The 24,939-nt window shown below is 53.1% G+C and carries 28 protein-coding genes and 23 other annotated features; of the genes, 10 read left to right on the forward strand and 18 right to left on the reverse strand.

What is annotated here, in order from left to right; all coding sequences use genetic code 11:
• Positions 1-79: 79 nt before the first annotated feature.
• The gene (gene ydhO / locus STM1432) at positions 80-934 is read right to left on the reverse strand and encodes a putative cell wall-associated hydrolase (RefSeq protein ID NP_460395.1); all 855 of its coding nucleotides are present in this window, start codon (positions 932-934) and stop codon (positions 80-82) included.
• Between the two features lie 287 nt (positions 935-1,221).
• Positions 1,222-1,227: a ribosome-binding site (putative RBS for ydhD; RegulonDB:STMS1H001661), on the forward strand.
• Here ydhO and ydhD point away from each other — a divergent pair.
• Positions 1,222-1,583 (forward strand): putative glutaredoxin protein gene (gene ydhD, locus STM1433; RefSeq protein ID NP_460396.1). Within the gene, positions 1,236-1,583 belong to an annotated coding region; the region does not span the whole gene. Its footprint overlaps the feature before it by 6 nt.
• 77 nt (positions 1,584-1,660) lie before the next feature.
• On the opposite strand, the gene rnt is transcribed toward ydhD, so the two are convergent.
• The 4 genes from rnt to ydhM form a co-directional block, all read right to left on the reverse strand.
• On the reverse strand, positions 1,661-2,308 hold the full coding sequence (rnt, locus tag STM1434) for an RNase T (protein ID NP_460397.1): 648 nt from the start codon (positions 2,306-2,308) through the stop codon (positions 1,661-1,663).
• 100 nt (positions 2,309-2,408) lie between these two features.
• Positions 2,409-2,829 (reverse strand): glyoxalase I gene (gene gloA / locus STM1435; protein ID NP_460398.1). Within the gene, positions 2,409-2,816 belong to an annotated coding region; the region does not span the whole gene.
• Positions 2,824-2,829, reverse strand: a ribosome-binding site (putative RBS for gloA; RegulonDB:STMS1H001662). It overlaps the preceding gene by 6 nt.
• Positions 2,830-2,884: 55 nt before the next feature.
• Positions 2,885-3,993 (reverse strand): N-ethylmaleimide reductase gene (nemA, locus tag STM1436; protein NP_460399.1). Within the gene, positions 2,885-3,982 belong to an annotated coding region; the region does not span the whole gene.
• Positions 3,988-3,993, reverse strand: a ribosome-binding site (putative RBS for nemA; RegulonDB:STMS1H001663). Its footprint overlaps the gene before it by 6 nt.
• A gap of 47 nt (positions 3,994-4,040) precedes the next feature.
• Positions 4,041-4,640 (reverse strand): putative TetR/AcrR family transcriptional repressor, encoded by a 600-nt coding sequence (gene ydhM, locus STM1437; RefSeq protein ID NP_460400.1) that lies wholly within the window; start codon positions 4,638-4,640, stop codon positions 4,041-4,043.
• Between the two features lie 91 nt (positions 4,641-4,731).
• Positions 4,732-4,737 (forward strand) — a ribosome-binding site (putative RBS for ydhL; RegulonDB:STMS1H001664).
• Here ydhM and ydhL point away from each other — a divergent pair.
• From ydhL to sodC, 3 genes are all read left to right on the forward strand, one after another.
• Positions 4,732-4,982, forward strand: a protein-coding gene (gene ydhL, locus STM1438) for a putative oxidoreductase (protein ID NP_460401.1). Within the gene, positions 4,743-4,982 belong to an annotated coding region; the region does not span the whole gene. It overlaps the preceding feature by 6 nt.
• Positions 4,983-5,020: 38 nt before the next feature.
• Positions 5,021-5,026 (forward strand) — a ribosome-binding site (putative RBS for ydhF; RegulonDB:STMS1H001665).
• Positions 5,021-5,929, forward strand: a protein-coding gene (gene ydhF / locus STM1439) for a putative aldo/keto reductase (protein NP_460402.1). Within the gene, positions 5,033-5,929 belong to an annotated coding region; the region does not span the whole gene. Its footprint overlaps the feature before it by 6 nt.
• A 71-nt stretch (positions 5,930-6,000) precedes the next feature.
• Positions 6,001-6,006 (forward strand) — a ribosome-binding site (putative RBS for sodC; RegulonDB:STMS1H001666).
• Positions 6,001-6,530, forward strand: a protein-coding gene (gene sodC, locus STM1440) for a copper/zinc superoxide dismutase (protein NP_460403.1). Within the gene, positions 6,009-6,530 belong to an annotated coding region; the region does not span the whole gene. It overlaps the preceding feature by 6 nt.
• On the opposite strand, the gene STM1441 is transcribed toward sodC, so the two are convergent.
• The 3 genes from STM1441 to ydhI form a co-directional block, all read right to left on the reverse strand.
• The gene (locus STM1441; RefSeq protein ID NP_460404.1) for a putative inner membrane protein occupies positions 6,506-8,551 on the reverse strand. Within the gene, positions 6,506-8,545 belong to an annotated coding region; the region does not span the whole gene. The two genes, sodC and STM1441, sit on opposite strands and share 25 nt — an antisense overlap.
• Positions 8,545-9,441, reverse strand: a complete 897-nt coding sequence (gene ydhJ / locus STM1442) for a putative multidrug resistance efflux pump (protein ID NP_460405.1) — start codon at positions 9,439-9,441, stop codon at positions 8,545-8,547. The genes STM1441 and ydhJ overlap by 7 nt, the downstream gene beginning before the upstream one ends.
• Positions 8,546-8,551 (reverse strand) — a ribosome-binding site (putative RBS for STM1441; RegulonDB:STMS1H001667). (Overlaps the previous gene by 6 nt.)
• Positions 9,408-9,658, reverse strand: a protein-coding gene (gene ydhI / locus STM1443; protein NP_460406.1) for a putative inner membrane protein. Within the gene, positions 9,408-9,644 belong to an annotated coding region; the region does not span the whole gene. The genes ydhJ and ydhI overlap by 34 nt, the downstream gene beginning before the upstream one ends.
• Positions 9,653-9,658, reverse strand: a ribosome-binding site (putative RBS for ydhI; RegulonDB:STMS1H001668). (Overlaps the previous gene by 6 nt.)
• A 174-nt stretch (positions 9,659-9,832) precedes the next feature.
• Positions 9,833-9,838 (forward strand) — a ribosome-binding site (putative RBS for slyA; RegulonDB:STMS1H001669).
• Here ydhI and slyA point away from each other — a divergent pair.
• Positions 9,833-10,279, forward strand: a protein-coding gene (gene slyA, locus STM1444) for a MarR family transcriptional regulator for hemolysin (protein ID NP_460407.3). Within the gene, positions 9,839-10,279 belong to an annotated coding region; the region does not span the whole gene. (Overlaps the previous feature by 6 nt.)
• 47 nt (positions 10,280-10,326) lie before the next feature.
• On the opposite strand, the gene slyB is transcribed toward slyA, so the two are convergent.
• Positions 10,327-10,808 (reverse strand): putative outer membrane lipoprotein gene (gene slyB / locus STM1445; protein NP_460408.1). Within the gene, positions 10,327-10,794 belong to an annotated coding region; the region does not span the whole gene.
• Positions 10,803-10,808 (reverse strand) — a ribosome-binding site (putative RBS for slyB; RegulonDB:STMS1H001670). It overlaps the preceding gene by 6 nt.
• A 246-nt stretch (positions 10,809-11,054) precedes the next feature.
• Positions 11,055-11,060 (forward strand) — a ribosome-binding site (putative RBS for ydhH; RegulonDB:STMS1H001671).
• Between slyB and ydhH the strand changes: the two genes are divergently transcribed.
• The 5 genes from ydhH (at position 11,055) to pdxY (ending at position 15,640) form a co-directional block, all read left to right on the forward strand.
• The gene (gene ydhH / locus STM1446; protein NP_460409.1) for a putative cytoplasmic protein occupies positions 11,055-12,187 on the forward strand. Within the gene, positions 11,066-12,187 belong to an annotated coding region; the region does not span the whole gene. It overlaps the preceding feature by 6 nt.
• 69 nt (positions 12,188-12,256) lie before the next feature.
• Positions 12,257-12,262 (forward strand) — a ribosome-binding site (putative RBS for ydhA; RegulonDB:STMS1H001672).
• Positions 12,257-12,604, forward strand: a protein-coding gene (gene ydhA, locus STM1447) for a putative outer membrane lipoprotein (protein NP_460410.1). Within the gene, positions 12,275-12,604 belong to an annotated coding region; the region does not span the whole gene. (Overlaps the previous feature by 6 nt.)
• Positions 12,605-12,662: 58 nt before the next feature.
• Positions 12,663-13,319 (forward strand): pyridoxine 5'-phosphate oxidase, encoded by a 657-nt coding sequence (gene pdxH / locus STM1448; RefSeq protein NP_460411.1) that lies wholly within the window; start codon positions 12,663-12,665, stop codon positions 13,317-13,319.
• Between the two features lie 114 nt (positions 13,320-13,433).
• Positions 13,434-13,439: a ribosome-binding site (putative RBS for tyrS; RegulonDB:STMS1H001673), on the forward strand.
• The gene (gene tyrS / locus STM1449; protein ID NP_460412.1) for a tyrosine tRNA synthetase occupies positions 13,434-14,720 on the forward strand. Within the gene, positions 13,446-14,720 belong to an annotated coding region; the region does not span the whole gene. (Overlaps the previous feature by 6 nt.)
• 48 nt (positions 14,721-14,768) lie before the next feature.
• Positions 14,769-14,774, forward strand: a ribosome-binding site (putative RBS for pdxY; RegulonDB:STMS1H001674).
• Positions 14,769-15,640 (forward strand): pyridoxal kinase 2 gene (gene pdxY / locus STM1450; RefSeq protein ID NP_460413.1). Within the gene, positions 14,780-15,640 belong to an annotated coding region; the region does not span the whole gene. Its footprint overlaps the feature before it by 6 nt.
• A 58-nt stretch (positions 15,641-15,698) precedes the next feature.
• Here the strand turns inward: pdxY and gst are convergent.
• From gst to STM1459, 9 genes are all read right to left on the reverse strand, one after another.
• Positions 15,699-16,316, reverse strand: a protein-coding gene (gene gst / locus STM1451) for a glutathionine S-transferase (RefSeq protein ID NP_460414.1). Within the gene, positions 15,699-16,304 belong to an annotated coding region; the region does not span the whole gene.
• Positions 16,311-16,316: a ribosome-binding site (putative RBS for gst; RegulonDB:STMS1H001675), on the reverse strand. (Overlaps the previous gene by 6 nt.)
• A gap of 92 nt (positions 16,317-16,408) precedes the next feature.
• Positions 16,409-17,923, reverse strand: a protein-coding gene (gene ydgR, locus STM1452; RefSeq protein ID NP_460415.1) for a putative POT family peptide transport protein. Within the gene, positions 16,409-17,914 belong to an annotated coding region; the region does not span the whole gene.
• Positions 17,918-17,923: a ribosome-binding site (putative RBS for ydgR; RegulonDB:STMS1H001676), on the reverse strand. (Overlaps the previous gene by 6 nt.)
• A 592-nt stretch (positions 17,924-18,515) precedes the next feature.
• The gene (gene nth / locus STM1453; protein NP_460416.1) for a DNA glycosylase/apyrimidinic (AP) lyase occupies positions 18,516-19,164 on the reverse strand. Within the gene, positions 18,516-19,151 belong to an annotated coding region; the region does not span the whole gene.
• The gene (gene ydgQ / locus STM1454; protein ID NP_460417.1) for a putative membrane NADH-quinone reductase protein occupies positions 19,151-19,856 on the reverse strand. Within the gene, positions 19,151-19,843 belong to an annotated coding region; the region does not span the whole gene. Before ydgQ ends, nth begins: the two co-directional genes overlap by 14 nt.
• Positions 19,159-19,164: a ribosome-binding site (putative RBS for nth; RegulonDB:STMS1H001677), on the reverse strand. Its footprint overlaps the gene before it by 6 nt.
• The gene (gene ydgP / locus STM1455; RefSeq protein ID NP_460418.1) for a putative Na+-transporting NADH:ubiquinone oxidoreductase gamma subunit occupies positions 19,846-20,477 on the reverse strand. Within the gene, positions 19,846-20,466 belong to an annotated coding region; the region does not span the whole gene. The genes ydgQ and ydgP overlap by 11 nt, the downstream gene beginning before the upstream one ends.
• Positions 19,851-19,856, reverse strand: a ribosome-binding site (putative RBS for ydgQ; RegulonDB:STMS1H001678). Its footprint overlaps the gene before it by 6 nt.
• The gene (gene ydgO / locus STM1456; RefSeq protein NP_460419.1) for a putative oxidoreductase occupies positions 20,470-21,537 on the reverse strand. Within the gene, positions 20,470-21,528 belong to an annotated coding region; the region does not span the whole gene. Before ydgO ends, ydgP begins: the two co-directional genes overlap by 8 nt.
• Positions 20,472-20,477: a ribosome-binding site (putative RBS for ydgP; RegulonDB:STMS1H001679), on the reverse strand. Its footprint overlaps the gene before it by 6 nt.
• Positions 21,529-23,746 (reverse strand): putative respiratory-chain NADH dehydrogenase gene (locus tag STM1457; RefSeq protein ID NP_460420.1). Within the gene, positions 21,529-23,736 belong to an annotated coding region; the region does not span the whole gene. Before STM1457 ends, ydgO begins: the two co-directional genes overlap by 9 nt.
• Positions 21,532-21,537, reverse strand: a ribosome-binding site (putative RBS for ydgO; RegulonDB:STMS1H001680). It overlaps the preceding gene by 6 nt.
• Positions 23,729-24,326, reverse strand: a protein-coding gene (gene ydgM / locus STM1458; RefSeq protein NP_460421.1) for a putative alternative beta subunit of Na+-transporting NADH:ubiquinone oxidoreductase. Within the gene, positions 23,729-24,307 belong to an annotated coding region; the region does not span the whole gene. The genes STM1457 and ydgM overlap by 18 nt, the downstream gene beginning before the upstream one ends.
• Positions 23,741-23,746 (reverse strand) — a ribosome-binding site (putative RBS for STM1457; RegulonDB:STMS1H001681). Its footprint overlaps the gene before it by 6 nt.
• Positions 24,307-24,899 (reverse strand): putative inner membrane oxidoreductase protein gene (locus STM1459; RefSeq protein NP_460422.1). Within the gene, positions 24,307-24,888 belong to an annotated coding region; the region does not span the whole gene. Before STM1459 ends, ydgM begins: the two co-directional genes overlap by 20 nt.
• Positions 24,321-24,326, reverse strand: a ribosome-binding site (putative RBS for ydgM; RegulonDB:STMS1H001682). (Overlaps the previous gene by 6 nt.)
• Positions 24,894-24,899: a ribosome-binding site (putative RBS for STM1459; RegulonDB:STMS1H001683), on the reverse strand. (Lies within the gene STM1459.)
• Positions 24,900-24,939: the final 40 nt, after the last annotated feature.

Genomic DNA, 24,939 nt, shown 5'->3' on the forward strand with positions numbered 1-24,939 from the left:
GCGCGTAAGGATAGGGTAGCAAATTGAGCGGTGGCGCAAAAGAAGAAGTTATCCTGTCGTTAAACGACAGGATAAAATATTAGCGAATTGTTTTAGGCGTCATCACCCGGCGGGCGCCGACATAATGACGTTGCCAGTATTCTTCGTTCAGTGAGGTGATCTTAATTTCCTGACCGCTGCGCGGAGACTGGATAAACTTACCGTTGCCGACATAGACGCCAACGTGATCGGCGGTGCCGCGCCCCTGCGTACGGAAGAACACCAGATCGCCGTTTTTCAACTCGCTACGCTCAATGGGCGCCGCGTCACGCAGGTGATACATCTCATTCGCCGTTCGGGGGATACGGATCTTCACTAAATCTTTATAGGCATAATAAACCAGACCGCTGCAATCAAAACCGGTGCGCGGCGACGCGCCTCCCCAGTGATACGGTTTACCAATCTGATTCATGAGTTTGGACATCGCGGTTTTCGTCGCTTTTTGTACTTTTGCACGATGCGCATCGGCAATAGAGACCGGCAATGTTCCTTTCCCCTTCACGCAGTGCGGCTTACGGCCTTTACGCGTCGTGCATTTTTCCGTTACGTCGAGGGCGGCGATTGACGTGGGCGCGGTTCTGTTACGACGATGCGTCGTATGACGAGATTTCGTGGAGGCGGTGGTACGTTTTGGCGTAGAAGCGGAAGAAGAACGGCTGGTTTTTGAGGTTTTTTTTACGTTTTTTTTGCTGGTTTTACTGATCTTTTTCGTTGTGCTTTTCTTTTTATCTGCCGTTTTCGTGACATGAGAAACAGCAGGCGTCGCTTTGGCTTGCCTGGAAGCATGGGCCATTGGCGTAAAGGGGAGAGTAGTAAAAAGTAAAGCACAGAGCGTGATCGAGATTTTGTTTATCCGCGCCACTGAGCAATCCTCTGTTAAAGGCAGGCGATTCATGCCTGCGTATGATTTACAAAACCTGATAATTCTAATCTACAAAAGCACAGATTGGTAATTGCTTTTGGTTTCTGAAGCTGTGTTTCGTTAACAGATGTAAAAAAATAGCAATTAATGCTAAACACGAACGCGTTATCTACAAATCACTGCGCGGCAACCCGCTTAAAAGATATTTTGTATACAACTTATTCCCGCAGACGGTAAAATAATAAGGCATGATGAAAATGTTATTTTCCGTTGCCAGCCTGACCCGTTACAATGACAGGCTTCAGTCGTAAAAGTAGTTTAAGGAAGCGAGACAATGAGCACCACTATCGAAAAAATTCAGCGCCAGATCGCTGAAAACCCGATTCTCCTGTATATGAAAGGTTCACCGAAACTGCCAAGCTGTGGTTTCTCTGCGCAGGCCGTTCAGGCGCTTTCAGCCTGCGGGGAACGTTTTGCCTATGTTGATATCCTGCAAAACCCGGATATTCGCGCTGAATTACCGAAATACGCCAACTGGCCGACATTCCCACAACTGTGGGTGGACGGCGAGCTGGTCGGCGGGTGTGATATTGTGATTGAAATGTATCAGCGTGGTGAGTTGCAGCAGCTTATTAAAGAAACTGCGGCAAAATATAAAACTCAGGAGCCGGACGCAGAGTAATCTGTGCAAGGAGAAAGCGACCTGTAAAGGTCGCTTTTTTACCGCCATCGTGAGCAAGAGCGGCGTTGTTAGCCTCGTTATTTGTCCGTCGGCAAAGGTAACGGCCAGCCGCCCAGGCGCTTCCAGCGATTGACAATTTCACAAAACAGCACCGCTGTCCGCTCGGTATCATACAAAGCGGAGTGGGCCTTTTCACCGTCAAACTCCATACCTGCCGCCAGGCACGCTTTTGATAACACCGTTTGTCCCAGCGCCAGTCCGCTCAATGCCGCAGTATCAAAGGTGACGAACGGATGAAACGGGTTACGTTTCAGCGAGGCGCGCTCTGCGGCGGCCATCATAAAACTGTGATCAAAAGTGGCGTTATGCGCGACCATAATGGCGCGGCTACAACCGCTGTCTTTGATACCTTTACGCACCATTTTGAAAATAGCGTGTAGCGCCTCATATTCACTCACCGCGCCGCGTAGCGGGTTAGAGGGATCGATACCGTTAAACGCAAGCGCTTCCGGCTGTAAGTTGGCTCCAGCGAACGGCTCCACATGGAAATGCAGCGTCATGTCCGGCATCAGCCAGCCTTGTTCATCCATTTTCAGCGTGATGGCGGCGATTTCGAGCAGCGCATCGGTTTTAGCGTTAAATCCTGCAGTTTCAACGTCGATGACGACAGGATAAAAACCACGAAAACGGTCGCACAGACCGGAAAGTTGAGCGTTATCGGACATCTGAGTCTCTTAATACGAAAAAATGCAGCGCGTATTATGGCAAATTTTACGCCGGGATGCAGTAAAACAACGGGCGCAGTGACCTGCGCCCGGCGGGGGATCAGTTACCCAGACCGCGGCCTGCGTCTTTAGCTTCAATCAATTCGATTTTATAGCCATCCGGATCTTCAACGAAGGCGATGATGGTCGAACCGCCTTTTACCGGCCCCGCTTCACGGGTCACGTTGCCGCCGTTCTGACGAATGCGTTCACAGGCTTCAGCAGCATTGTCAACGCTCAGCGCGATATGCCCGTACGCATTGCCCATGTCGTAGCTCTCAACGCCCCAGTTATAGGTTAGTTCGATGACCGCTTCTTCCGTTTCCGGACCATATCCCACAAAGGCCAGCGAGTATTTGTATTCCGGATTCTCACTGGTACGCAGCAATTTCATGCCCAGAACGTTAGTGTAAAAAGCGATGGAACGCTGCAAATCGCCGACGCGCAGCATAGTATGCAATAAACGCATTTTCGTTGTCCTTAAAATAGTCAAGATATTCAAAGTATAGCGGCGATGTGAGGCCGCTATCAATGAAATTACAGAGTAGGGTAGTCAGTGTAGCCTTCCGCGCCGCCGCCATAAAAACTTTCGGGACGCTGTGGATTAAGTTCCGCTTTACGTTGCAGACGCGCTACCAGATCCGGGTTAGCGATGTAATCACGACCAAACGCCACGGCGTCAATCAGCCCTTTTTCGATCAGATCTTCCGCTTTTTCTGGCGTATAGGCGCCAGCGCCGATGATGGGACCGTGGAAACGCGCGCGCACTTTTTCACGGAACGCGTCGCTGTACGGTTCGCCGCCCGCCCAGTCTGGTTCAGACATATGCAGATAAGCGATGCCGCGTTTGCCTAACGCTTCAATCAGATAAAGGGCGTCAGCTTCTTCATTCGGGCCGTTATCGACATTCTGGAAAGTGCCGACAGGAGAAAGGCGGATGCCGATACGGTCCGCGCCCCATTCCTTAATGCCGGCATCAACCACCTCCAGTACCAGACGGGCGCGATTCTCTACGCCGCCGCCGTACCGATCGGTACGGTGATTAGAAGACGGTGAGAGGAACTGGTGCAGCAGATAACCGTGCGCGGAATGCAGCTCCACCAGATCGAAGCCCGCCTCTCGGGCATTGGCGATAGCCTGGCGGAAATCGTTGACGATCCCGGGGATCTCGTGAGTATCCAGCGCGCGCGGCGTGGAAGTCTCTACGCGGATGGCCTGGCCGTTTTCGTCACGCAAAGAGGTGCGGGTTCCCGCATTGATAGCGGATGGCGCGACGGGCGCTTGTCCGCCTGGTTGCAGGCTGGCGTGTGAAATACGGCCCGTATGCCACAGTTGCACCGCCATATGGCCGCCCTGGGCATGGACTCCCTGAGTGATTTTTTTCCAGGCGGCGATCTGCTCATCGCTGTGTAATCCCGGTGCGCCGGCATAGCCTTTCGCCTGTGCGGAGATTTGTGTGGCTTCGCTGATGATCAATCCAGCGCTGGCGCGTTGACGGTAATATTCCGCCATTAACGGCGTAGGAATGTCGCCCGGTTCAATACTCCGCAAACGCGTCAAAGGCGCCATAAATACGCGATTTGTCGCCGTGATGGCACCCACCTTGAGGGGGGTAAACAGTTTTGCTGATGACATAGTGGCTCCTGATATAAGTAGACCGGTCGTCTTGTAATAAAGGAAATAAAAACGCCTGTTACTGCTCAGGCGTTGCAATGATGGTCTTAACATGCGCCAACGCATTTTCCAGCGGCGCGGCGCTACGGGATATTTTGGCCTGCAAATTGGCGCCCAGCCACAGGGCATAAAGTACCTGCGCCTGTGGCAACGGCTGGCCGGTGAAATGTAAACAGTGGCTATTACGGCCATCTTCCAGCGCGCGTGCAAGCAGTGCCATGATCTCCTGCGCCCCTTTATCCATCGTAGAGCGCATATCCTCCGACAGATCGCAGACTTCCGCTGACAGTTTCACCGTCAGGCAACCGCTGATGGCGCCTTGCTGGCAAAACTGCTTTAACGTTTCCTGATACCAGGCGAGAAGACGATCGCGATGATTACCGGGACCGGAGGTGAAGTGCGCCGTAAGACGCTGATGATAGCAGGCGTAATGTCGCTCAAGCATGGCGACGCCGAAGGCTTCTTTCGAGCGAAAGTAGTGATAAAACGACCCTTTAGGCACTTGGGCGGTTTTGAGCAACTCGCTAAGCCCCATGCCGGTAAAACCCCGTTGCATACAAAGCTGCTCGCCGGTGGCCAGCAGATGTTCGCGGGTATCGTGTTCGGTTTGCTTATTCATAGCAGGCAGTATAGTAGACCAGTCGGTCTACTACAAGCAGAGTTGCCATAATGTCAGTTAGCGTCTTCAATAGTCATAAGCGTCAAACGTTGAGGAGGGGATGTGGCCGAGCAGTTGGAGTTTTTTCCTGTAGCAAGCCCATGTCGCGGTATCTGCCAGTCTGATGAGCGTGGCTTTTGTCGGGGCTGTATGCGCAGCCGCGACGAACGGTTTAACTGGCAAAAAATGAGCGATGTCGAGAAACAAAATGTACTGCGGCTTTGTCGCCAGCGTTTCTTGCGTAAAATACGCGCAAATAAGCCTCTCCCATCGGAAGATCCTCAACAACCTTCACTCTTTTAAACGCGGAATTGCGTATACTCAACCTCATTATTCTCTATGAGGAATCTGTTATGGTTCAGCGTGTCACCATCGCTCCACAAGGCCCGGAGTTTTCGCGTTTTGTCATGGGTTACTGGCGTTTGATGGACTGGAATATGTCCGCGCGTCAGTTAGTGAGTTTTATCGAAGAACATCTGGATTTGGGCGTCACTACCGTTGACCATGCGGACATTTATGGCGGTTATCAGTGCGAAGCGGCGTTTGGCGAGGCGCTAACGCTGGCGCCGCATTTGCGGGAAAAACTGCAAATCGTTACCAAATGCGGTATTGCGACCACTGCCAGAGCGGAAAATAAGCTCGGTCATTATATTACCGATCGCCGCCATATTATTCTGAGCGCCGAACAGTCATTAAAAAATCTGGCGACAGATTATCTGGATATGTTGTTAATTCACCGTCCCGATCCGTTAATGGATGCGGATGACGTCGCCGAGGCGTTTCAACATCTGCACCAAAGCGGCAAAGTGCGCCATTTTGGCGTTTCTAATTTTACGCCAGCGCAATTTACGTTGCTGCAATCGCGCCTGCCTTTCACCCTGGCGACCAACCAGGTGGAGATCTCGCCGGTTCACCAGCCTTTGTTGCTGGACGGCACATTAGATCAATTACAGCAACTGCGTATTCGTCCGATGGCCTGGTCATGTCTTGGCGGCGGTCGGCTGTTTAATGATGAGGCTTATCAGCCGTTGCGCCAGGAACTTTCCGTTATCGCGCAAGAACTCAACGCCAGTTCTATTGAACAGGTGGTCTATGCCTGGATTTTACGTTTGCCGTCGCAGCCGCTGCCGATTATTGGCTCGGGTAAAATCGAACGCGTACGCGCCGCACTAGAAGCGGAAACGCTGTCATTGACGCGTCAACAGTGGTTCCGAATCCGCAAGGCGGCACTGGGTTATGACGTGCCGTAATCGCCAACTCGTTGACTTTCCGTACATGTTTTCGCCAGTGGTTTACACTTAACAGGCGACCACATGTAACGGAGGTTTTATGAAGCGATTAAGTTTAGCGATGGTGACGCTGCTGGCCTGTGCGGGTGCGCAGGCCGCCAGCGAGAAAGTAGAGATGAATCTGGTGACGGCGCAAGGCGTAGGACAGTCTATCGGCACCGTCGTCATCGATGAAACCGAAGGCGGCTTAAAATTTACCCCACACCTTAAAGCGTTGCCGCCGGGCGAGCATGGTTTTCACATTCATGCCAACGGTAGCTGCCAGCCCGCGATTAAAGACGGCAAAGCGGTTGCCGCAGAAGCCGCTGGTGGTCATCTGGACCCACAAAATACCGGCAAGCATGAAGGACCGGAAGGCCAGGGGCATCTGGGCGACCTCCCGGTGTTAGTCGTTAATAATGATGGTATCGCCAGCGAACCGGTTACTGCGCCGCGTCTGAAGTCTCTTGATGAAGTGAAAGATAAAGCGCTCATGATCCATGTGGGCGGCGATAACATGTCCGATCAGCCGAAACCGCTCGGCGGCGGCGGAATGCGTTACGCCTGCGGCGTCATTAAATAACCCGGAGCCAGTGTTCCCTGCGCTGGAGCCTGTTCCAGCTGCGACAGCGAACAGTGTAAACGCCAGATAATCGCCGCCAGCTCATGCGCGGCGGGTTGATGATGATGTGCGAGCGTGTCGCAGATACGCTGTAGTTCCTGTAGCGTGACGGCAAGCGGGCGTTGCTGCACGCCGCGCTCGCTCATCACATCGCGCAGCAGGGATATACAAATATCCCGCACCCGGGAAAGCGGATCGGAACGCGACTCCCAGGCGCGCAGCTGCCACACCACATGCGAGCAGTTCAGCAGCACCACTCCCCAACGTAATAACCACCGGCGCGCCAGCGCATCCTGACTATTGCTGAGCTGACTGACGTGATGATAGGTCAGCGATTCAAACTCGCTTTCGTTATGGGAAGGGTGACGGCTAAGCTGATCGACGAAATCCCGGCGTAGCGCGCGGATATGGCGGCGGCTTTTTACGGCATCGGAACCGGGGCGCAAAATCGCAAACGCCAGCCAGGAAATCGCGACGCCGACGATCTTGGCGGTATTATCGTTAAGGAAGTCGGCGAAGTCGTACACCGGTGGATTGGTCACGGCGATGAATGAGCCCATAAAAACGATAAGCTGCCCCCACAGTCCCGCCAGCTTAGGCATCTGCAGTTTAAGCAGTTGCATCGTGACGAACAGCGGAAAAAGGAAAAGCAAGAATTGCCACAGATCGGTGATTTGCACCATCAGGCCAAATTTCACCACGAAGCTGAATAAGGACAGCAGCACTAAAGTACGCATCAATAAGGAAAGCGACTTAAACGGCGTGGCGACGATGGAGTAGAGGACGCAACTGATCGCCGCCAGGGTTAATGCGCCGGGCCCGGATTCCCATTGCGCGCCAATACTCCAGGCGCCAATCACCGTGAGCGTGCAAAAGGTACGCACGCCGCTCCAGATGGCCTCTGCGTTATCCGTATGCCGCGCAAGGCCGGGAGTGCGGCGGATATGGATTTGATCCACCGGCGCGCCGCTTTCGATCAGATATAACTGACGGCTGCTGCGCAGATATAGCTGGCAAAAATAGCGTAATCGCTGCCAGAACGCGAGGTGACGATAATCCTGTTCATCCTGCGGGCGTAGCGGCGCAATAATCTGCGCCACGGTGTAGCTGTCCGCGCGCGGTTTTGCCAACTCAGCTAAGAGTTGCTCAATGACTTCGCGGCTGTTTTCCGGCGGCGTCGGCCAGTTTAAAAGCATTCTACGCAGACTGGAGATCACGCTGGTTAACCGTAATTGCTGGTGTAACAATGCATTTAGCAATGCATTCTGGCGGCGAAAACGGTAGTGACTCCAGAAGGCCTGAATACGCAGCAGGTTCATGGTCAGGATTTGCCCAATGACCCCCTCATGCGCGGAGCGGATAGCGTCAGTAGTCTCCGGCTGCCACAGTAGACTGGCATGTTCCAGCAAGCGCGCATGCATGTTTTTAAACGCGGTGAGCAGGGCGGTACCATCCGATGTGCTGGGTAGGATCATCATCATCATGCCGCCACAGAGGATGCCGACGATAACTTCACATACACGTGCCTGGGCGATATCCCACAACTGCGTGATTTCTACAATATTAACCATCGGGAACGCGATGATCGCCGCCGTGTAGCCGGACAACTGGAAAGCATAAGCGGCATTATTGGTAAAATGCGCGCAGGCCCAGGTACAAAAACCGATCCAGGCGGCCATGCTAAATAAGAACAACCAGGGTTCATTCAGCGTATGGCCAGCAATAATTAACGCGGCGGTCGCGCCGAGTAAACTCCCGGCAATACGCCCCAGACTTTTACTGATTACGCCGCCTACGGTCGGAAAGCTCACCACTGCGGCCGAAGTCATTGCCCAGTAGGGCTCATCCAGATTGAGATAATAAGCGAATGTCAGCGCGAGACACATGGCAATGGTATTGCGCAACGCGTAACGCCACTGGCCGGAGGTCGCTTTAAACCAGGGCGTATTTCGCAGGGCCGGCAGGGAGAGTTTCATTACCGCTGTCCAATGGCTACGCTGCAGGTAGTGCCGGAGACGAGCGTGATATCCTGCGGTAAAGCGTCAAATTCGATACGTACCGGTACGCGTTGCGCCAGACGTACCCACGGTACGTTGGGTTTGATATCGGGCACTAAACCGGAGTCACTTTCCACGCTTTGGTCGTAAATAGCGCGCCCGATACTGCCAACGTGACCCTGTAACTTAACATTGCCACTATACAGTGTTATTAATGCAGGCTCACCTTCGCGGATATGGCGTAGTTTGGTTTCTTCGAAATATCCCATTACATAAAATGAATGGCTATCTACCAGGGCGAAAAGTGGCTTACCGGTGCTGGCATAATCACCGGTACGCGTGGAAAGGTTGGTCACCCAGCCGGATACCGGCGCTTTTACTTCCGTCTGGCTAAGCTGCCACTGCGCCTGTTTTAACGTTGCCAGTGCGACATCTACGTTGGCCTGCATCGCTTTAACATTCAGATTGGCGCTATCCAGATCTTCAGCAGAGATGTAGTTACGCGATAAATGTCGACGTCGATCGGCTTCATTATTCGCTTTTGCCAGATCGGACTGCGCTTTGGCCAACTGCGCCTGCGCGTTAAGTTCTGCAATATGGAAGGGCGTTTTATCAATGACAAAGAGAACGTCCCCGGCGTTGACGAACTGATTATCTTTGATATTGAGTTGGGTAATGCTGCCAGAAACCTGTGGCGTTACGCTGACCTGTTCCGCGCGGATTTTACCATCGCGCGTCCACGGTGACTGCATATAGTAATTCCATAACCACCACGCGGCCAGAACGGCGACGACGGCGACAATGAGAGTAGAAAAATATTTTATTGTTTTTAACGACATATTTACCACGCGATCAGTAAAACGAGGCCCAGACATACGCAAAGCGTAAAGAGGGAGAGATCCATTAACAGGGGATGCCAGATTTCATCAGAGTATATCCGGTCACGCAGGAGTCGGTGAATAAACAACCAGATAACGAACCCAAGCGCAAAGGCTTTAAAGAATGGCGGAAAGTAAACAGATGCTCCCAACATGAGATCTTGTAAGGGCAATCCTGTGGCGTTGAGTATACACTTCACAAGCAATGTTCCTTTGCGTCAGACATCGATGCTTTAGTTTTAGCCAAAACTGAAGCTACAGGTGCCAAGTGCGCACTATGTCTGAAAAAATGTCTATTGGTAAGCAAATTTAGCAATACATTTGTTTTGAGAATACAAATACTGCACACTATTCTAAAATCAGCATAATAACTTAGCAAGCTAATTATAAGGAGATGAAATTGGAATCGCCACTAGGTTCTGATCTGGCACGGTTGGTGCGCATTTGGCGTGCTCTGATTGACCATCGCCTCAAGCCTCTGGAATTGACGCAGACACATTGGGTCACGTTGCACAATATTCATCAATTGCCGCCTGACCAGTCGCAGATTCAATTGGCTAAAGCGATAGGCATTGAGCAGCCATCGCTGGTACGCACGTTGGATCAACTTGAAGATAAGGGGCTAATTTCGCGGCAAACCTGCGCCAGCGATCGTCGCGCTAAGCGGATTAAACTGACCGAAAAAGCGGAGCCGCTGATCGCTGAGATGGAAGAGGTCATTCATAAAACGCGCGGTGAAATTTTGGCTGGGATTTCTTCAGAGGAGATTGAGCTTCTGATTAAACTTATCGCCAAACTTGAACACAATATTATGGAATTGCACTCTCACGATTGAGGTGCAGGGGCATACGTGTGGCCATGTGACCACACGTAAAGCCTGGTTTAGCGTGGAGAGACGGTAACCTGGCTGCCGTTGCTGGCCAGCACGACACGCTGACCTGCCGAGAAACGCGTATTTCCTTGTTTCTGCACAACCATAATGGTGTTGCCATCGTCTTTACGAATTTCCAGTTCCACACCCTGGGTTTTATTCATTGCGCTCTGGACGCCCTGGCCCGCTACGCCGCCAGCCACCGCGCCTGCCGCGGTCGCCAGTGAACGACCCGTACCGCCGCCGATAGTGTTGCCGAGGAATCCGCCCAACACCGCGCCGCCGATAGCGCCAATCACGTTAGAATCATCACCGCCCTGAATTTGAACCGGACGAACGTTAACGATAGTACCGTACGTTACATTCTGAACTTGTTTAGCCTCGGATGCGGTATAAACATCACCCGAAAGGCTATCATTGTTAACACACCCCGCTAGGGATAACCCCATCAGTGAAACGGCCAGTACACGTTTAATCATTTACCCATCTCCTGTTCTTCACGAAACGCTATTTCAGCATCCCTATAGCTAAATTATATGGCATTTATGCAGTTAAGGTCATATCTTCTGCCGAAAGAATGTGAAAATCATAATCAGAAGTTAATTAACCAATCTTAAACGAAGTCGGAAGCAAGAAAAGATAGGTCATTGATATCCGTGGACGACACGGCAAAAAATGTGACGTGGGCATAGCATTACAAAATACGTTATGCCGAGTGTTAAGGCTTAACCCAGCTTAAAAGGAAGAGGTATGAAATCGGGCCGTTTTATTGGCGTTATGTCCGGAACCAGCCTTGATGGCGTGGATGTTGTACTGGCGGCAATTGATGAAACCATGGTTGCGCAACAGGCAAGTCTCACCTGGCCCATTCCCGTTCATCTGAAAAAAGGCATTCTCGATATTTGCCAGGGACAGCCGCTTACGCTCTCGCAACTCGGCCAGCTTGATACCCAGTTAGGCCGGCTTTTTGCACAGGCGGTTAATGCGCTGTTAGCGCAACAACGTTTGCAGCCGCGGGATATCGTCGCCATTGGTTGTCATGGGCAAACGGTCTGGCATGAACCGACCGGCGAGGCCCCGCATACGCTGCAAATTGGCGATAATAATCACATCGTCGCCCATACGGGGATTACAGTGGTCGGCGATTTTCGGCGGCGGGATATTGCGCTGGGCGGACAAGGCGCGCCGTTGGTGCCTGCTTTCCATCACGCGCTGTTGGGACATCCGACGGAAAAACGTATGGTCCTGAATATCGGCGGCATCGCCAATTTATCTCTGCTTTTCCCCGGACAGGCGGTGCGCGGGTACGACACGGGGCCGGGTAATATGTTGATGGATGCGTGGATTTGGCGACAATGCGCGCAGCCCTACGACAAAGACGCGGCATGGGCGAAAGAAGGTCAGGTTATTCTTCCATTGCTGCAAAAGATGTTGCGCGATCCGTACTTTGCTGCGTCGGCGCCCAAAAGTACAGGACGCGAATATTTCAACTATGGCTGGTTAGAGCGCCATCTTGCGGCTTTCCCTGGCGCAGACGCGCGCGATGTACAGGCCACGCTGGCGGAGCTGACGGCGGTCTCCATCGCCCAACAGGTGCTGCTCAACGGCGGCTGCGAGCGGCTGATGGTCTGTGGCGGCGGTGGCCGGAATCCGTTAGTGATGGCCCGTCTGGCGGCGCTGTTGCCAGGTATCGAGGTTTCGACCACCGATAAGGCGGGGATCAGCGGCGATGATATGGAAGCGCTGGCCTTTGCCTGGCTTGCCTGGCGAACGCTCGCGGGCCTGCCGGGAAATTTACCTTCCGTGACGGGGGCTACAGAAGCCAGTGTTTTAGGCGCTATTTACCCGGCTAACCCAATAACTCAGAGTTAACTGAATTTTTCCCGGACCCTATATCGGTAAACTAGCAAGGTCAGGAAGGGGCGTTTGCCCTTCCAGAAGCAGGAGAGCTTTCGGGATATGCCTATGAAAAAGATCGCAATAATGTGTTTACCTGTGCTGCTGACCGGCTGTAGCGTTTATCAACAATTTGTTGAACGTATGCAAACGGATACGCTGGAATACCAGTGTGATGAGAAGCCGCTTACCGTTAAAGTCAATAACCCGCGTGAAGAGGTCAGTTTTGTTTATGACAATAAGCTGCTGACCCTGAAGCAAGGAATCTCGGCCTCGGGCGCGCGTTATACCGACGGGATTTATGTTTTCTGGTCGCAAGGCGAGAGCGCCACGGTCTATAAACGAGACAGAATTGTGCTTAATAACTGTCAGTTACAAAATCCGAAGCGTTGAGATTTTCAGTATGGGGGCGCACAATAGCGCCACCCACTGATTATTTCTGATCAACGCCATGTCTGATAACGACCAATTGCAGCAGATCGCGCATCTGCGCCGTGAATACACGAAAGGCGGCTTGCGTCGCCGCGATTTACCCGCTGAACCGTTAACCTTATTTGAGCGCTGGCTTGGGCAAGCGTGCGACGCCAGACTGGCCGATCCAACGGCAATGGTCGTGGCGACCGTAGATGACAAGGGTCAACCGTACCAGCGTATTGTGTTGCTCAAGCATTATGATGAAAAAGGCCTGGTCTTTTATACCAACCTGGGAAGCCGCAAGGCGCATCAGATTGAGCACAATCCGCGTATCAGCCTGTTATTTCCCTGGCATATGCTTGAACGCCAGGTGATGGTGACAGGCAAAGCCGAGCGTCTCTCCACTCTTGAGGTGGTGAGGTATTTCCACAGCCGTCCGCGCGACAGCCAGATCGGCGCATGGGTCTCTAAACAATCCAGCCGCATTTCCGCGCGCGGTATCCTCGAAAGCAAATTCCTGGAGCTCAAGCAGAAGTTTCAACAGGGCGAAGTGCCGTTACCCAGCTTTTGGGGTGGTTTTCGCGTGAGTATCGAACAGATGGAGTTCTGGCAGGGCGGCGAACATCGTCTGCACGATCGCTTTTTATACCAACGCGACGACGGCGCGTGGAAAATCGACCGTCTTGCGCCCTAAAGATGCAAAAATCTTGTTTTAAGCACTGGTGCGGATGAATCCGCCGTTTTATGCTATGTCTCTTTCGCGTCTGGCGAAAAGTCGTGTACCGGCAAAGGTGCAGTCGTTTTATACATGGAGATTTTGATGGCAAGCAGTAACTTGATTAAACAATTGCAAGAGCGGGGGCTGGTAGCCCAGGTGACGGACGAAGACGCGTTGGCAGAGCGACTGGCGCAAGGCCCGATCGCGCTCTATTGCGGCTTCGATCCTACCGCTGACAGCTTGCATTTGGGGCATCTGGTTCCATTGTTATGCCTGAAACGCTTCCAGCAGGCAGGGCACAAACCTGTTGCGCTGGTAGGCGGCGCGACCGGTCTGATTGGCGACCCGAGCTTCAAAGCCGCCGAGCGTAAACTGAACACTGAAGAGACCGTTCAGGAGTGGGTGGCGAAAATTCGTAAACAGGTTGCCCCATTCCTGGACTTTGATTGCGGCGAAAACTCCGCCATCGCGGCCAATAACTATGACTGGTTCGGCAGCATGAATGTGCTGACTTTCCTGCGCGATATCGGTAAACATTTTTCCGTTAATCAGATGATCAACAAAGAAGCGGTGAAGCAGCGTCTGAACCGTGACGATCAGGGTATCTCTTTCACGGAGTTCTCTTATAACCTGCTACAGGGGTACGACTTCGCTTGCCTGAATAAACTGCACGGCGTTGCCTTACAGATTGGCGGTTCTGACCAGTGGGGGAACATCACTTCCGGTATCGACCTGACCCGTCGTCTGCACCAGAATCAGGTATTTGGTTTGACCGTTCCACTCATCACCAAAGCTGACGGCACGAAATTCGGTAAAACCGAAGGCGGCGCTGTCTGGCTGGATCCGAAGAAAACCAGTCCGTACAAATTCTACCAGTTCTGGATTAACACCGCAGATGCCGATGTTTATCGCTTCCTGAAATTCTTCACTTTTATGGACATTGAAGAGATCAATGCCCTGGAAGAAGAAGATAAAAACAGCGGTAAAGCGCCGCGCGCGCAGTATGTGCTGGCCGAGCAGGTGACGCGCCTCGTTCATGGTGAAGAGGGACTGGTCGCGGCGAAACGGATCACCGAATGCCTGTTCAGCGGTTCACTGAGCGCGCTGAGCGAAGCTGACTTTGAGCAGTTGGCGCAGGACGGCGTACCGATGGTTGAAATGGAAAAAGGCGCCGACCTGATGCAGGCGCTGGTAGACGCCGAACTCCAGCCGTCACGTGGTCAGGCGCGTAAGACTATCGCCTCCAACGCTGTCACTATCAATGGTGAAAAACAATCCGATCCTGAATACATCTTTAACGATGAGGACCGTCTGTTTGGCCGCTATACCTTATTACGTCGCGGCAAAAAGAACTATTGTCTGATTTGCTGGAAATAAGGCATTAAGTAACAGGGAGTGAGAAATCACTCCCTTATTTTTGATGTTCAGGTAAAAAAATGAAGAATATCCTCGCTATCCAGTCCCATGTTGTTTTCGGACATGCGGGCAACAGCGCCGCCGAATTTCCCATGCGCCGTCTTGGCGCGAATGTTTGGCCGCTGAATACCGTTCAGTTTTCTAACCACACGCAATATGGTAAATGGACCGGCTGTGTCATGCCGCCCAGCCATCTGACTGAGATTGTCCAGGGGATTGCGGACATTGGCCAGTTAGCGCACTGCGACGCCGTACTTAGCGGTTACCTGGGATCTGCCGAGCAGGGAGAACACATTCTCGGTATTGTGCGCCAGGTTAAAGCAGCAAATCCGCAGGCAAAATATTTCTGCGATCCCGTGATGGGGCATCCGGAAAAGGGTTGTATCGTGGCGCCTGGCGTCGCAGAGTTCCATGTGCGTTATGCGCTACCCGCCAGCGATATTATCGCGCCTAACCTGATTGAACTGGAAATTCTCAGCAAACATAGCGTGAATAATGTGGATGACGCCGTGCAGGCGGCGCGTGAACTGATTGCTCAGGGGCCAGAAATTGTACTGGTAAAACATCTCGCCCGCGCCGGTTACAGTTCAGAACGCTTTGAAATGCTGCTGGTGACAGCGCAGGAAGCCTGGCATATTAGCCGTCCGCTGGTGGATTTCGGTTCACGTCAGCCGGTTGGCGTTGGCGATGTCACCAGTGGTTTATTGCTGGTCAAACTTTTGCAGGGCGCGACGTTGCAGCAGGCGCTGGAGCACGTTACGGCGGCAGTCTATGAGATTATGATCGCCACCAAAACGATGCAGGAGTACGAACTGCAGGTCGTGGCGGCCCAGGACAGGATCGCTAACCCTGAACATTACTTCAGCGCAACGCGGCTGTAATTATTGCTGCTAAAAAGAGGCCGGATGGCGGTACAGCGAGCTATCCGGCAACATGACATTAATTCAGTCCTTCCGCTTTAAGCGCTGCCGCAACGGTCGGTCTTTTTGCGACACGCTGCATATAACTTTCAATATGCGTTAACCCGTCCATATTCAGTTTTACGCCATAGGCCCAACGCAATACGGTAAACAGATAAGCGTCTGCAATGGTAAAACGCTGGCCGCAAATCCACTGGTCGTCTGAAAGCGACTCATCCACATACTGCAATTTCTTTTCCAGACCGGCGCGAACGGCGGGTTTGAGTGTTTCCGGCGTGTCAGGGCGGAACAGCGGGGTAAAGCCTTTATGCAGTTCCGTTGCAATATAGTTGAGCCATTCCAGCGTATGATAGCGAGCAAGACTACTTACCGGCGCCAGAAGCTGGCGGTCGGGAACGCTGTCGGCGAGGTACTGCATAATGGCGACGCCTTCAGTCAACAGTGTGCCGTCATCCAGCAGCAGAGCCGGAACCTGTCCTTTAGGGTTGACTGCCAGGTAATCATCACCGTTTTCCAGGCGTTTTTTTGCGAGATCGACGCCATCAAGCGTAAAGTCTTTGCCAATTTCGCGCAGGGTAATATGGGAAGCAAGAGAGCAGGCACCCGGTTTGTAGAACAGTTTCATCGGTAACTCCTTTTTGCTGAGGTTTAAAGTATGGTAGTGCGGGGACGAGCAAAAAAAAAGCCGCTAACGCACAGTTAGCGGCCTGAATGTTGTTTCCCGGAAAATTAAACTGTAGCGGCTTTAGAGCCTTTTTCAGCGGTATCATCGTCCTGGGTCATACGGTTCAGCTTAGGCGCTGTCAGCAGCATCAGGACGGCGATAACGGCGGTTGCTATGCCAATCTGCATAAATACGCGACCATAGACTTCCAGGGACATCAGTGGGTCAGTCACGTCGCTCGGCACAGCCATCAGGTTGGCGACATAACCGCCGATGATGTTAGCGCCTGCCGTTGTCAGGAACCAGCTACCCATGATGAAACCCATCAGACGCTGCGGAACCAACTGTGCGACCATTGCCAGTCCCAGACCGGAGATCATCAGCTCACCGATACTTTGCAGGCCGTAGCTTGCGATCAGCCAGTTTACGGATACGATGCCGGCATCGTTCGCAAATTTGGCACCCAGCGGCAGAATCAGGAACGCGCCGGAACACAGCACCATACCAATGGCGAATTTCATCGGCATCGGCAGCGTATCGCCCATCCTGTTATAGATAGCGGCCAGAATCGGGCTGCCGATAATGATCCAGAATGGGTTCAGCGCCTGATACTGTTCCGGTTCGAACGCGATACCGAGAATAGAGTGCTCGACGTTACGAATGGCAAAGAAGTTCAGCGACGTCGGCATCTGGCTGTACAGTACGAAGAAGATAATCGCCTGCAGCATCAAAATAAAGGCGACGATCATTTTACGGCGAGCCGCGCCGTGCATGGAAAACGCTTCTTTACCGAAGATAATGACGATGCCAAGAGCGATTACGCCCAGCACCATACGTGCGATATCCTGGTTGTGCAGCAGCCAGGTGGCGACCGCAATCAGAACGACAATACCCACGATGGTCAGCAGCAGATTACGGAAGTTGATCGGTTCAAAGTCGGGTTTGGAACCGTAGCTTTTCACCCAGCGCTGGCAGAAAGCAAAGTTAACGACGGTTATCAGCATACCGACGACGCTAAGCGCAAACGCGGTGCTCCAGCCATAACGCGCCGCCAGCCACGGCGTCGCCAGCATAGAGAAGAAGGAGCCGATGTTGACGGACATATAATACATCGTAAATGCGCCGTCGAGACGCGGATCGTCCTTCGCGTAACAGGTAGACAGCAGGGAAGACGGGTTAGCTTTAAACAGACCGTTACCCACAGCGATAGCCGCCATGCCCATATAGACGATGCCAGCGTCATGACCAGACCATGCGACCAGCGCATAACCGATAGCCAGCACCACGGCACCCAGCATAATAACGCGTTTGGTGCCCAGAATTTTATCACCTAACCAACCGCCAATGGCGACCAGGCCGTACACCAGTGCACTGAAGGAAGAGAAAAGGGTGATGGAATCCGCTTCTGACATACCCAGTTGTTTTACCAGGTAGACGGCCATAATGCCTTGCAGGCCGTAATAACCAAAACGCTCCCATAACTCTATCGAGAAGATGAGATAGAACGCCTTCGGTTGTTTGAAAGCGTTCAAACTGACGCTTTCAGTTGGTTTTTTGTTTGCAGTAGACACTTTTACCTCTTTTTTACGCCCCGTATTAACAGGGATTGTCTGGCGCGTGATGAGTCAGACTCATCCGTCCGATTGTTATATTGGAGGGGAAACGGCAGGTAATGTTCACTATCTTTCCTCTCCAGACAAGAGCTTTGTAATAATCTGTTACATATAACTCTTCTGGTTGAATCGTCCGATGTCAGAAATGTTATCCAGCGTTAAATTTCTTCATTTGAAGAATGGCAGATTTTTACACTGCAAAAAGGCCATTAGTTTGGGTGAAAGGCGATATCTTCTGCTATTTAAGGTGAAAAGCAGTGATATAGGCCATTATCTGAAAAAATGGCAGAGTAATGTTTTGTAGTGAAAACGGGGCGTCAGTCTATCCGGTTGTAAATGTAACCTTAGATGTCATTAAATTTCACATGAAGTTATCAAAGTGATCCTGATCACGGATAGATAGAATTTTTTGCGATTAAAAAAATGATTAACCTGACGTGGAGTGAAAACGAAAGCACATTACATCAGAAAAAGGACAGAGACTGGAATGATTGATGGCTAAAATAGATCCAGGCCGAAGGTGGGAGCGCGCTGGCGTGACGGACGCACTCCGACCATATCAAATATCGACTTTTTCTTTGTATTCGCAAAGATCTTCAATGAGGCAGGAGCCGCAGCGGGGTTTTCGGGCGATACAGGTATAGCGGCCATGCAAAATTAACCAGTGATGGCAGTCCACTTTGAACTCATTCGGCACCACTTTCAGCAACTTCTCTTCTACCTGCTCGACATTTTTACCCGGCGCGAACTGCGTTCGGTTGCATACACGAAATATATGCGTATCAACGGCGATGGTCGGCCAGCCGAAGGCGGTATTTAGCACCACGTTAGCGGTTTTACGCCCCACGCCGGGAAGCGCTTCCAGCGCCGCCCGATCCTCCGGCACTTCGCCATTATGCTTGTCCAGTAAAATACGGCAGGTCTTAATCACGTTTTCCGCTTTACTGTTAAATAAGCCGATAGTTTTGATATAGGATTTCACGCCCTCTACGCCCAGCTCCAGCATCGCGGCTGGCGTATTGGCGACCGGGTAAAGTTTGGCGGTAGCCTTGTTCACGCTGACGTCGGTTGCCTGCGCGGAAAGCAACACGGCAATCAGCAACTCAAACGGCGACGTGAAATTGAGTTCCGTTGTGGGGTGCGGATTGTTGTCGCGCAGGCGCGTCAGAATTTCCAGCCTTTTTGCTTTGTTCATCAGACTTTCCCTGTTTCACCTGCCGGAACAGCGGAAGGCGCGGTTTCGGCGCGGCGTTTCTTCATTTTTTCATCAATAAGATATTTTACCGCCAGCATGAGCCCCAGGCCGATAAACGCGCCTGGCGGCAGCATCGCCAGCAGGAAAGGCGAGTCGGTGTGAAATATCTCGACCCGTAATACTTTTGCCCAGCCTCCCAGCAGGCTATCCGCGCCATCGAAAAGCGTACCATTCCCGAGGATCTCGCGCAGCGAACCCAGCACGAACATCGCGCCTGTCGCGCCCATGCCGATGGAAAAACCGTCCAACGCGGAAAGCCACGGTCCTTTTTTCGCGGCAAACGCTTCGGCGCGACCAACAACAATGCAGTTCGTTACAATCAGAGGAATAAAAATCCCTAAAGACTGATACAAACCGAACGCATACGCATTGATCAGCATCTGTACTGCGCTTACCACCGAGGCAATGATCATGACGTAAATCGGGATACGGATTTCTGCCGGCGTCCAGCGACGTAGTGCGGACACCGTAAGGTTGGTCAGCGTTAATACCAGCGTTGTGGCCAGACCCAGCCCCAGAGCGTTGGTTGCCGTAGACGTCACCGCCAGTAGAGGGCACAGGCCAAGTAGCTGCACCAGAGCAGAGTTATTTTTCCATAACCCCTGAACAACAATGTCTTTTATTTCGCTCATGGCTATTCTCCACAGGCGGTTAAATGGGGGAGCTGAGCGGGCAGTGATTCGGCGTACAGCCCCGCGCGTTTAACCGCATTCACTACGGCGCGCGGCGTTATTGTCGCCCCGGTAAATTGATCAAAATCACCGCCATCTTTTTTCACCGCCCAGTGCGTATCATTTTCACCACTGATGGTTTTACCGCTAAAGTGGGTAATCCAGTCAGACAAACGGCGCTCAATTTTATCACCTAACCCTGGCGTCTCATGATGTTCCGTCACACGCGTCCCCAGGACGGTACCGTTGAAATCTGCGCCAACAATAAGCTGGATAGCGCCGGAATAGCCATCTGGCGCGGTAGCCTCAATGATGGCCGCTACGGGTTTATCATCCTTGCGAGCGATAAAAACACGGTGTGTGCCTTTGCCGAGGGCGGGCGCATCGACCAGATAACAACTCTCTTGCAGATTATTATTGTAACGATCTGGCGGCAATACCTGATCGAACAGGGCATGTTGTTGTTGCAGCGCTTGTTCGTGGATGGTTGATTTTGTCATCTGATTAATCACCGCGGTCAATCCCGTAGAGCCTGCGGCAAAAAGCGCCAGCGTAATACCGTGTTTACGAATCGTTTTCAGCATGGTTTATCCTTTGCGATGTCCATAGACGCGGGGGCGCGTGTAGTAGTCGATCAGAGGAACCGTGATATTCGCCAACAGGACAGCAAAAGCAACGCCGTCCGGATAGCCGCCGAAGCTACGAATCAGCCACACTAATACCCCAGCCAGCGCGCCGAAAATTAAACGTCCACGGTTGGTCGTGGAGGCGGTAACCGGATCCGTTAAGATAAAAAATGCACCCAGCATGGTGGCGCCTGACAGCAGATGAAGCTGCGGCGAGGCCAGCGTAGCGGGCGAGAAAAGCCAGCCTAACGCGGCGCATAGCGCCAGCGTCAGCAGAAAACTGACCGGGATATGCCAGCGGATGGCTTTTTGCCACAGCAGGAATACGCCGCCGACAAGCCAGGCGAGGTTAACCCACTGCCAGCCCACGCCAGCCAGCGCGCCGCTGTATATCGGGTACTGCATGATTTGCTCAACGGAGTGCCCGGCGCGCAAGGACGTTTTAAACGTATCCAGCGGCGTCGCCTGGCTGATACCGTCAATACCGATACGTAGCAGCGTCATATCGCCGCCGCTGGCGGTATGCCCGGTAAAAATCATCCGCAACGTGTCCAGCATATCGGGCGTTGTTGCGGCTATTTCATAAGGCGGCAACCAGCTTGTCATTTGCACCGGAAAGGAAATTAATAGCACCACGTAACCGATCATGGCCGGATTAAAGGGGTTTTGTCCCAGCCCGCCATATAACTGTTTAGCGATAATAATGGCGAATCCGGTTCCCAGCACGACCATCCACCAGGGCGCAAGCGGAGGGATGCTGACCGCCAGCAAAAGCCCCGTCAATAACGCGGAATAATCCTGCAGGTGACTGGCGACCGATTGTTTGCGCAGCCTGAGGACAATGGCTTCTGCGACGAGCGCCGTGATAGCAGCCAGAACGATCTGGAAAAGCGTTCCCCAACCAAAAAACCACGTCTGCGCGGCAATCCCCGGCAGAGCGGCGATTAATACCAGCAACATGATTCGCGATGTCTGGCGCTGGTTATGGGTATAAGGCGAGCTTGCGATTCTGAATACCATTTAATCCTCGTTAACAACCTGCTGCTGTGCTGCTTTTTTTGCCTGAACGCGGGCGATAGCCGCAGCAACCGCGGCTTTACGCGGGTCGGCCGGTTCGGCAGGTTCGCTTCCGGCCTGCTGCTCCTGCTTACGGGCTTTGGCGCGAGCGATGGCCGCTTCCACTGCGGCTTTGCGCGGATCGATCGGTTCGGCAGGTTCGCTTCCGGTCTGCTGCTCCTGCTTGCGGGCTTTGGCGCGGGCGATAGCCGCTTCCACCGCGGCTTTGCGCGGATCGACCGCTTCGGCAGGTTCGCTTCCGGTCTGCTGCTCCTGCTTACGGGCTTTGGCGCGGGCGATAGCCGCTTCCACCGCGGCTTTACGCGGATCGACCGCTTCGACCGGTTCGCTTCCGGCCTGCTGCTCCTGCTTACGGGCTTTGGCGCGGGCGATGGCTGCCTCCACCGCGGCTTTACGCGGATCGACCGGTTCGGCAGGTTCGCTTCCGGCCTGCTGCTCCTGCTTACGGGCTTTGGCGCGGGCGATGGCTGCCTCCACTGCAGCTTTACTCGGGTCGTCGCCGGGTATCGCGCTGTCAGCCATCGGATGAGCGGCTTGTTTAGCGCGCGCTTGCGCTTTACGCGCTTCACGGGCCGCGATGACGGCGCTATTGTCTGGCTGACTACCCGCCTGAATAACCACCGGTTGCGTGGCCTGCGCCTGTTTCTCTTTTACCCGCGCCAGCGCAGCGGCAATGGCATCCTGATCTTTTGCCGCTGGTTGTACCGCTGCGCTCTTGTGACGTGCAAGGCGGGCGGCTTTTTCGCGCTCCAGTCTTGCCTGACGAGCCTCAAAACGCGCTTTGGCTTCGGCGGCGCGTTTTTCTTCAAGCCTGATCGCATTAATCTCCGCTTTTTCCTGACGGAAATATTGGACGAGCGGAATATTACTCGGGCAGACCCAGGCGCAGGCGCCGCATTCTATACAATCAGCAATATGGTGAGCGGTAGCCTTGTCATGCTGCTGCCCTTTGCTGAACCAATAAAGCTGCTGCGGTAAAAGGTCGGCAGGGCAAGCGTCAGCGCAAGCGCTGCAACGAATACAGCTTTTCTCTTCCTGAGGCGCTCCCATTTCAGTCACGGATGGCGCCAGCAGGCAGTTGGTGATTTTTACGACCGGTACGTCAAGCCAGGGAAGGGTGAATCCCATCAACGGGCCGCCCATGATGACCATCTGGTCAGCAGAAGGGCAGAACCCGGCATCGTTAAGCAAATGACGAACGGGAGTGCCGAGCCGCGCCCAGACGTTACCCGGGCGGCTTACCGCTTCACCCGTTAAGGTGACGACGCGTTCTGTGATCGGTTCGCCGTCAATCACGGCGCGTTTAACGGCATACGCCGTACCGACGTTTTGCATCAGCACGCCAATATCAGAGGAGCGCCCGCCGTGGGGAACCTGTTTTCCCGTCAGTATTCGGGTGAGCTGTTTTGCGCCGCCGGAAGGGTATTTGGTTGGGATCACACGTAACGAAATATCGTGGGCGTCAGCCAGTACGGCGCGCAGCATGGAAATAGCCTGCGGTTTGTTATCTTCAATGCCGATTAATACCTCACGCGGTTGCAGAATATGCGCCAGGATGCGAATACCTTCCACAATCTGCGCGGCGCAGTCCTGCATCAAACGATCGTCCGCCGTAATGTAAGGTTCGCACTCTGCGGCATTGATAATAAGCGTGGTGATTTTATCGCCGCCGCCCTGCAATTTAACGCCGGTGGGAAACCCCGCGCCGCCAAGCCCGGCAACGCCATACTGATGAATGCGTTCAATGAGCGCTTCACGGCTGTGGGCGCGGTAATCAGACCAGCCCTCGCGTTCAATCCAGCGGTCCTCGCCGTCGGCATCAATGATTACGCTTAACTCCGCCAGCGCCGAAGGATGCGCCGTCGAGTGGGGGGCAATAGCGATAACCGTCCCGGAGGTGGGCGCGTGTACCGGCAGCATTCTCCCACGTCCACGGGTAAGCGCCTGGCCGCGTAGCACGCGATCGCCGACGCTAACGCACAGCTCGCCCTCAGCGCCAATGTGCTGTTTTAAAGGGATAACAAAGCGCGGCGCTAAAGGCACCTGGCGCAGCGGCGTGCCGTTTGACTGGGTCTTCATTTCGGGCGGATGAATACCACCGTCGAAATCCCAGATTTTATCTTTTCTGAAAGCGGAAAATAGTTTAAGCATGTTGTTCCACGGGAATGATGCGAACGGGAATGGTGTTCAAATCCCATTTCCAACTGTCGGGCGTCTCATTCACCGGACGTAATTCGATGCAGTGCGTCGGACACGGATCGACGCACAGATTACAGCCAGTACAGAGATCGCTCATGACCGTGTGCATGGCGCGCGTTGCGCCAACAATGGCGTCAACCGGGCAGGCCTGAATGCATTTTGTGCAGCCAATGCAGTTATTTTCATCAATAACTGCCAGCATACGTACTGGCGCAGCCTGCTGTTCTTCACCATCGCATGGTTGCGGCTCTACGTTTAGCAACTCTGCAATTTTCAGCATGACGGCTTCGCCGCCGGGCGCGCAACGATTGATTTTCTCGCCCTGGAGACCCACGGCTTCGGCGTAGGGGCGGCAGCCGGGATAGCCGCACTGACCACACTGGCTCTGCGGCAAAATCGCATCGATTTTTTCAACAACCGGATCATCTTCAACCGCGAATCGGCGGGAGGCATAACCCAGAATGGCGCCGAACACCAGACCCAGAAGGGTCAGGGCGCCAACGGCAATCCAGATAGTATTCATTACAACTTCACCAAACCACTAAAACCCATAAAGGCCAAAGACATTAATCCTGCGGTAATCAATGCTATCGCGTTACCACGAAAAGGGGCGGGCACATCCGCCACGGCAAGGCGTTCGCGGATAGCGGCAAACAGAACCATCACTAATGAAAAACCGACGGCGGCGGAAAATCCGTACAGCGCCGACTGAAGAAAGTGATGACCGAGATTAATATTCAGTAACGCTACGCCCAGAACCGCACAGTTAGTGGTAATCAGTGGTAAGAAGATGCCTAACAAGCGGTATAACGCCGGGCTGGTTTTCCGCACAACCATTTCGGTAAATTGCACGACCACAGCAATGACGAGGATAAAGGCTAGCGTCCGCAGATAAATCAGATCCAGCGGAATAAGTATCCAGGTGTCGATAAGCCAGGCGCATATCGACGCCAGCGTCATGACAAAGGTCGTCGCGAGGCCCATCCCCATGGCGGTTTCCAGTTTTTTGGATACGCCCATAAAGGGACAAAGGCCCAGGAATTTGACCAGTACAAAGTTATTGACCAGTACAGTTCCGACAAAGAGCAGCAGGTAATCAGTCATGTTTCGGCCTGAAATAAAAAAGCCGCCTATTATCTGTCAAACTACCACAGG

Source organism: Salmonella enterica subsp. enterica serovar Typhimurium str. LT2, from assembly GCF_000006945.2.
GTDB classification, from domain to species: Bacteria; Pseudomonadota; Gammaproteobacteria; order Enterobacterales; family Enterobacteriaceae; genus Salmonella; species Salmonella enterica.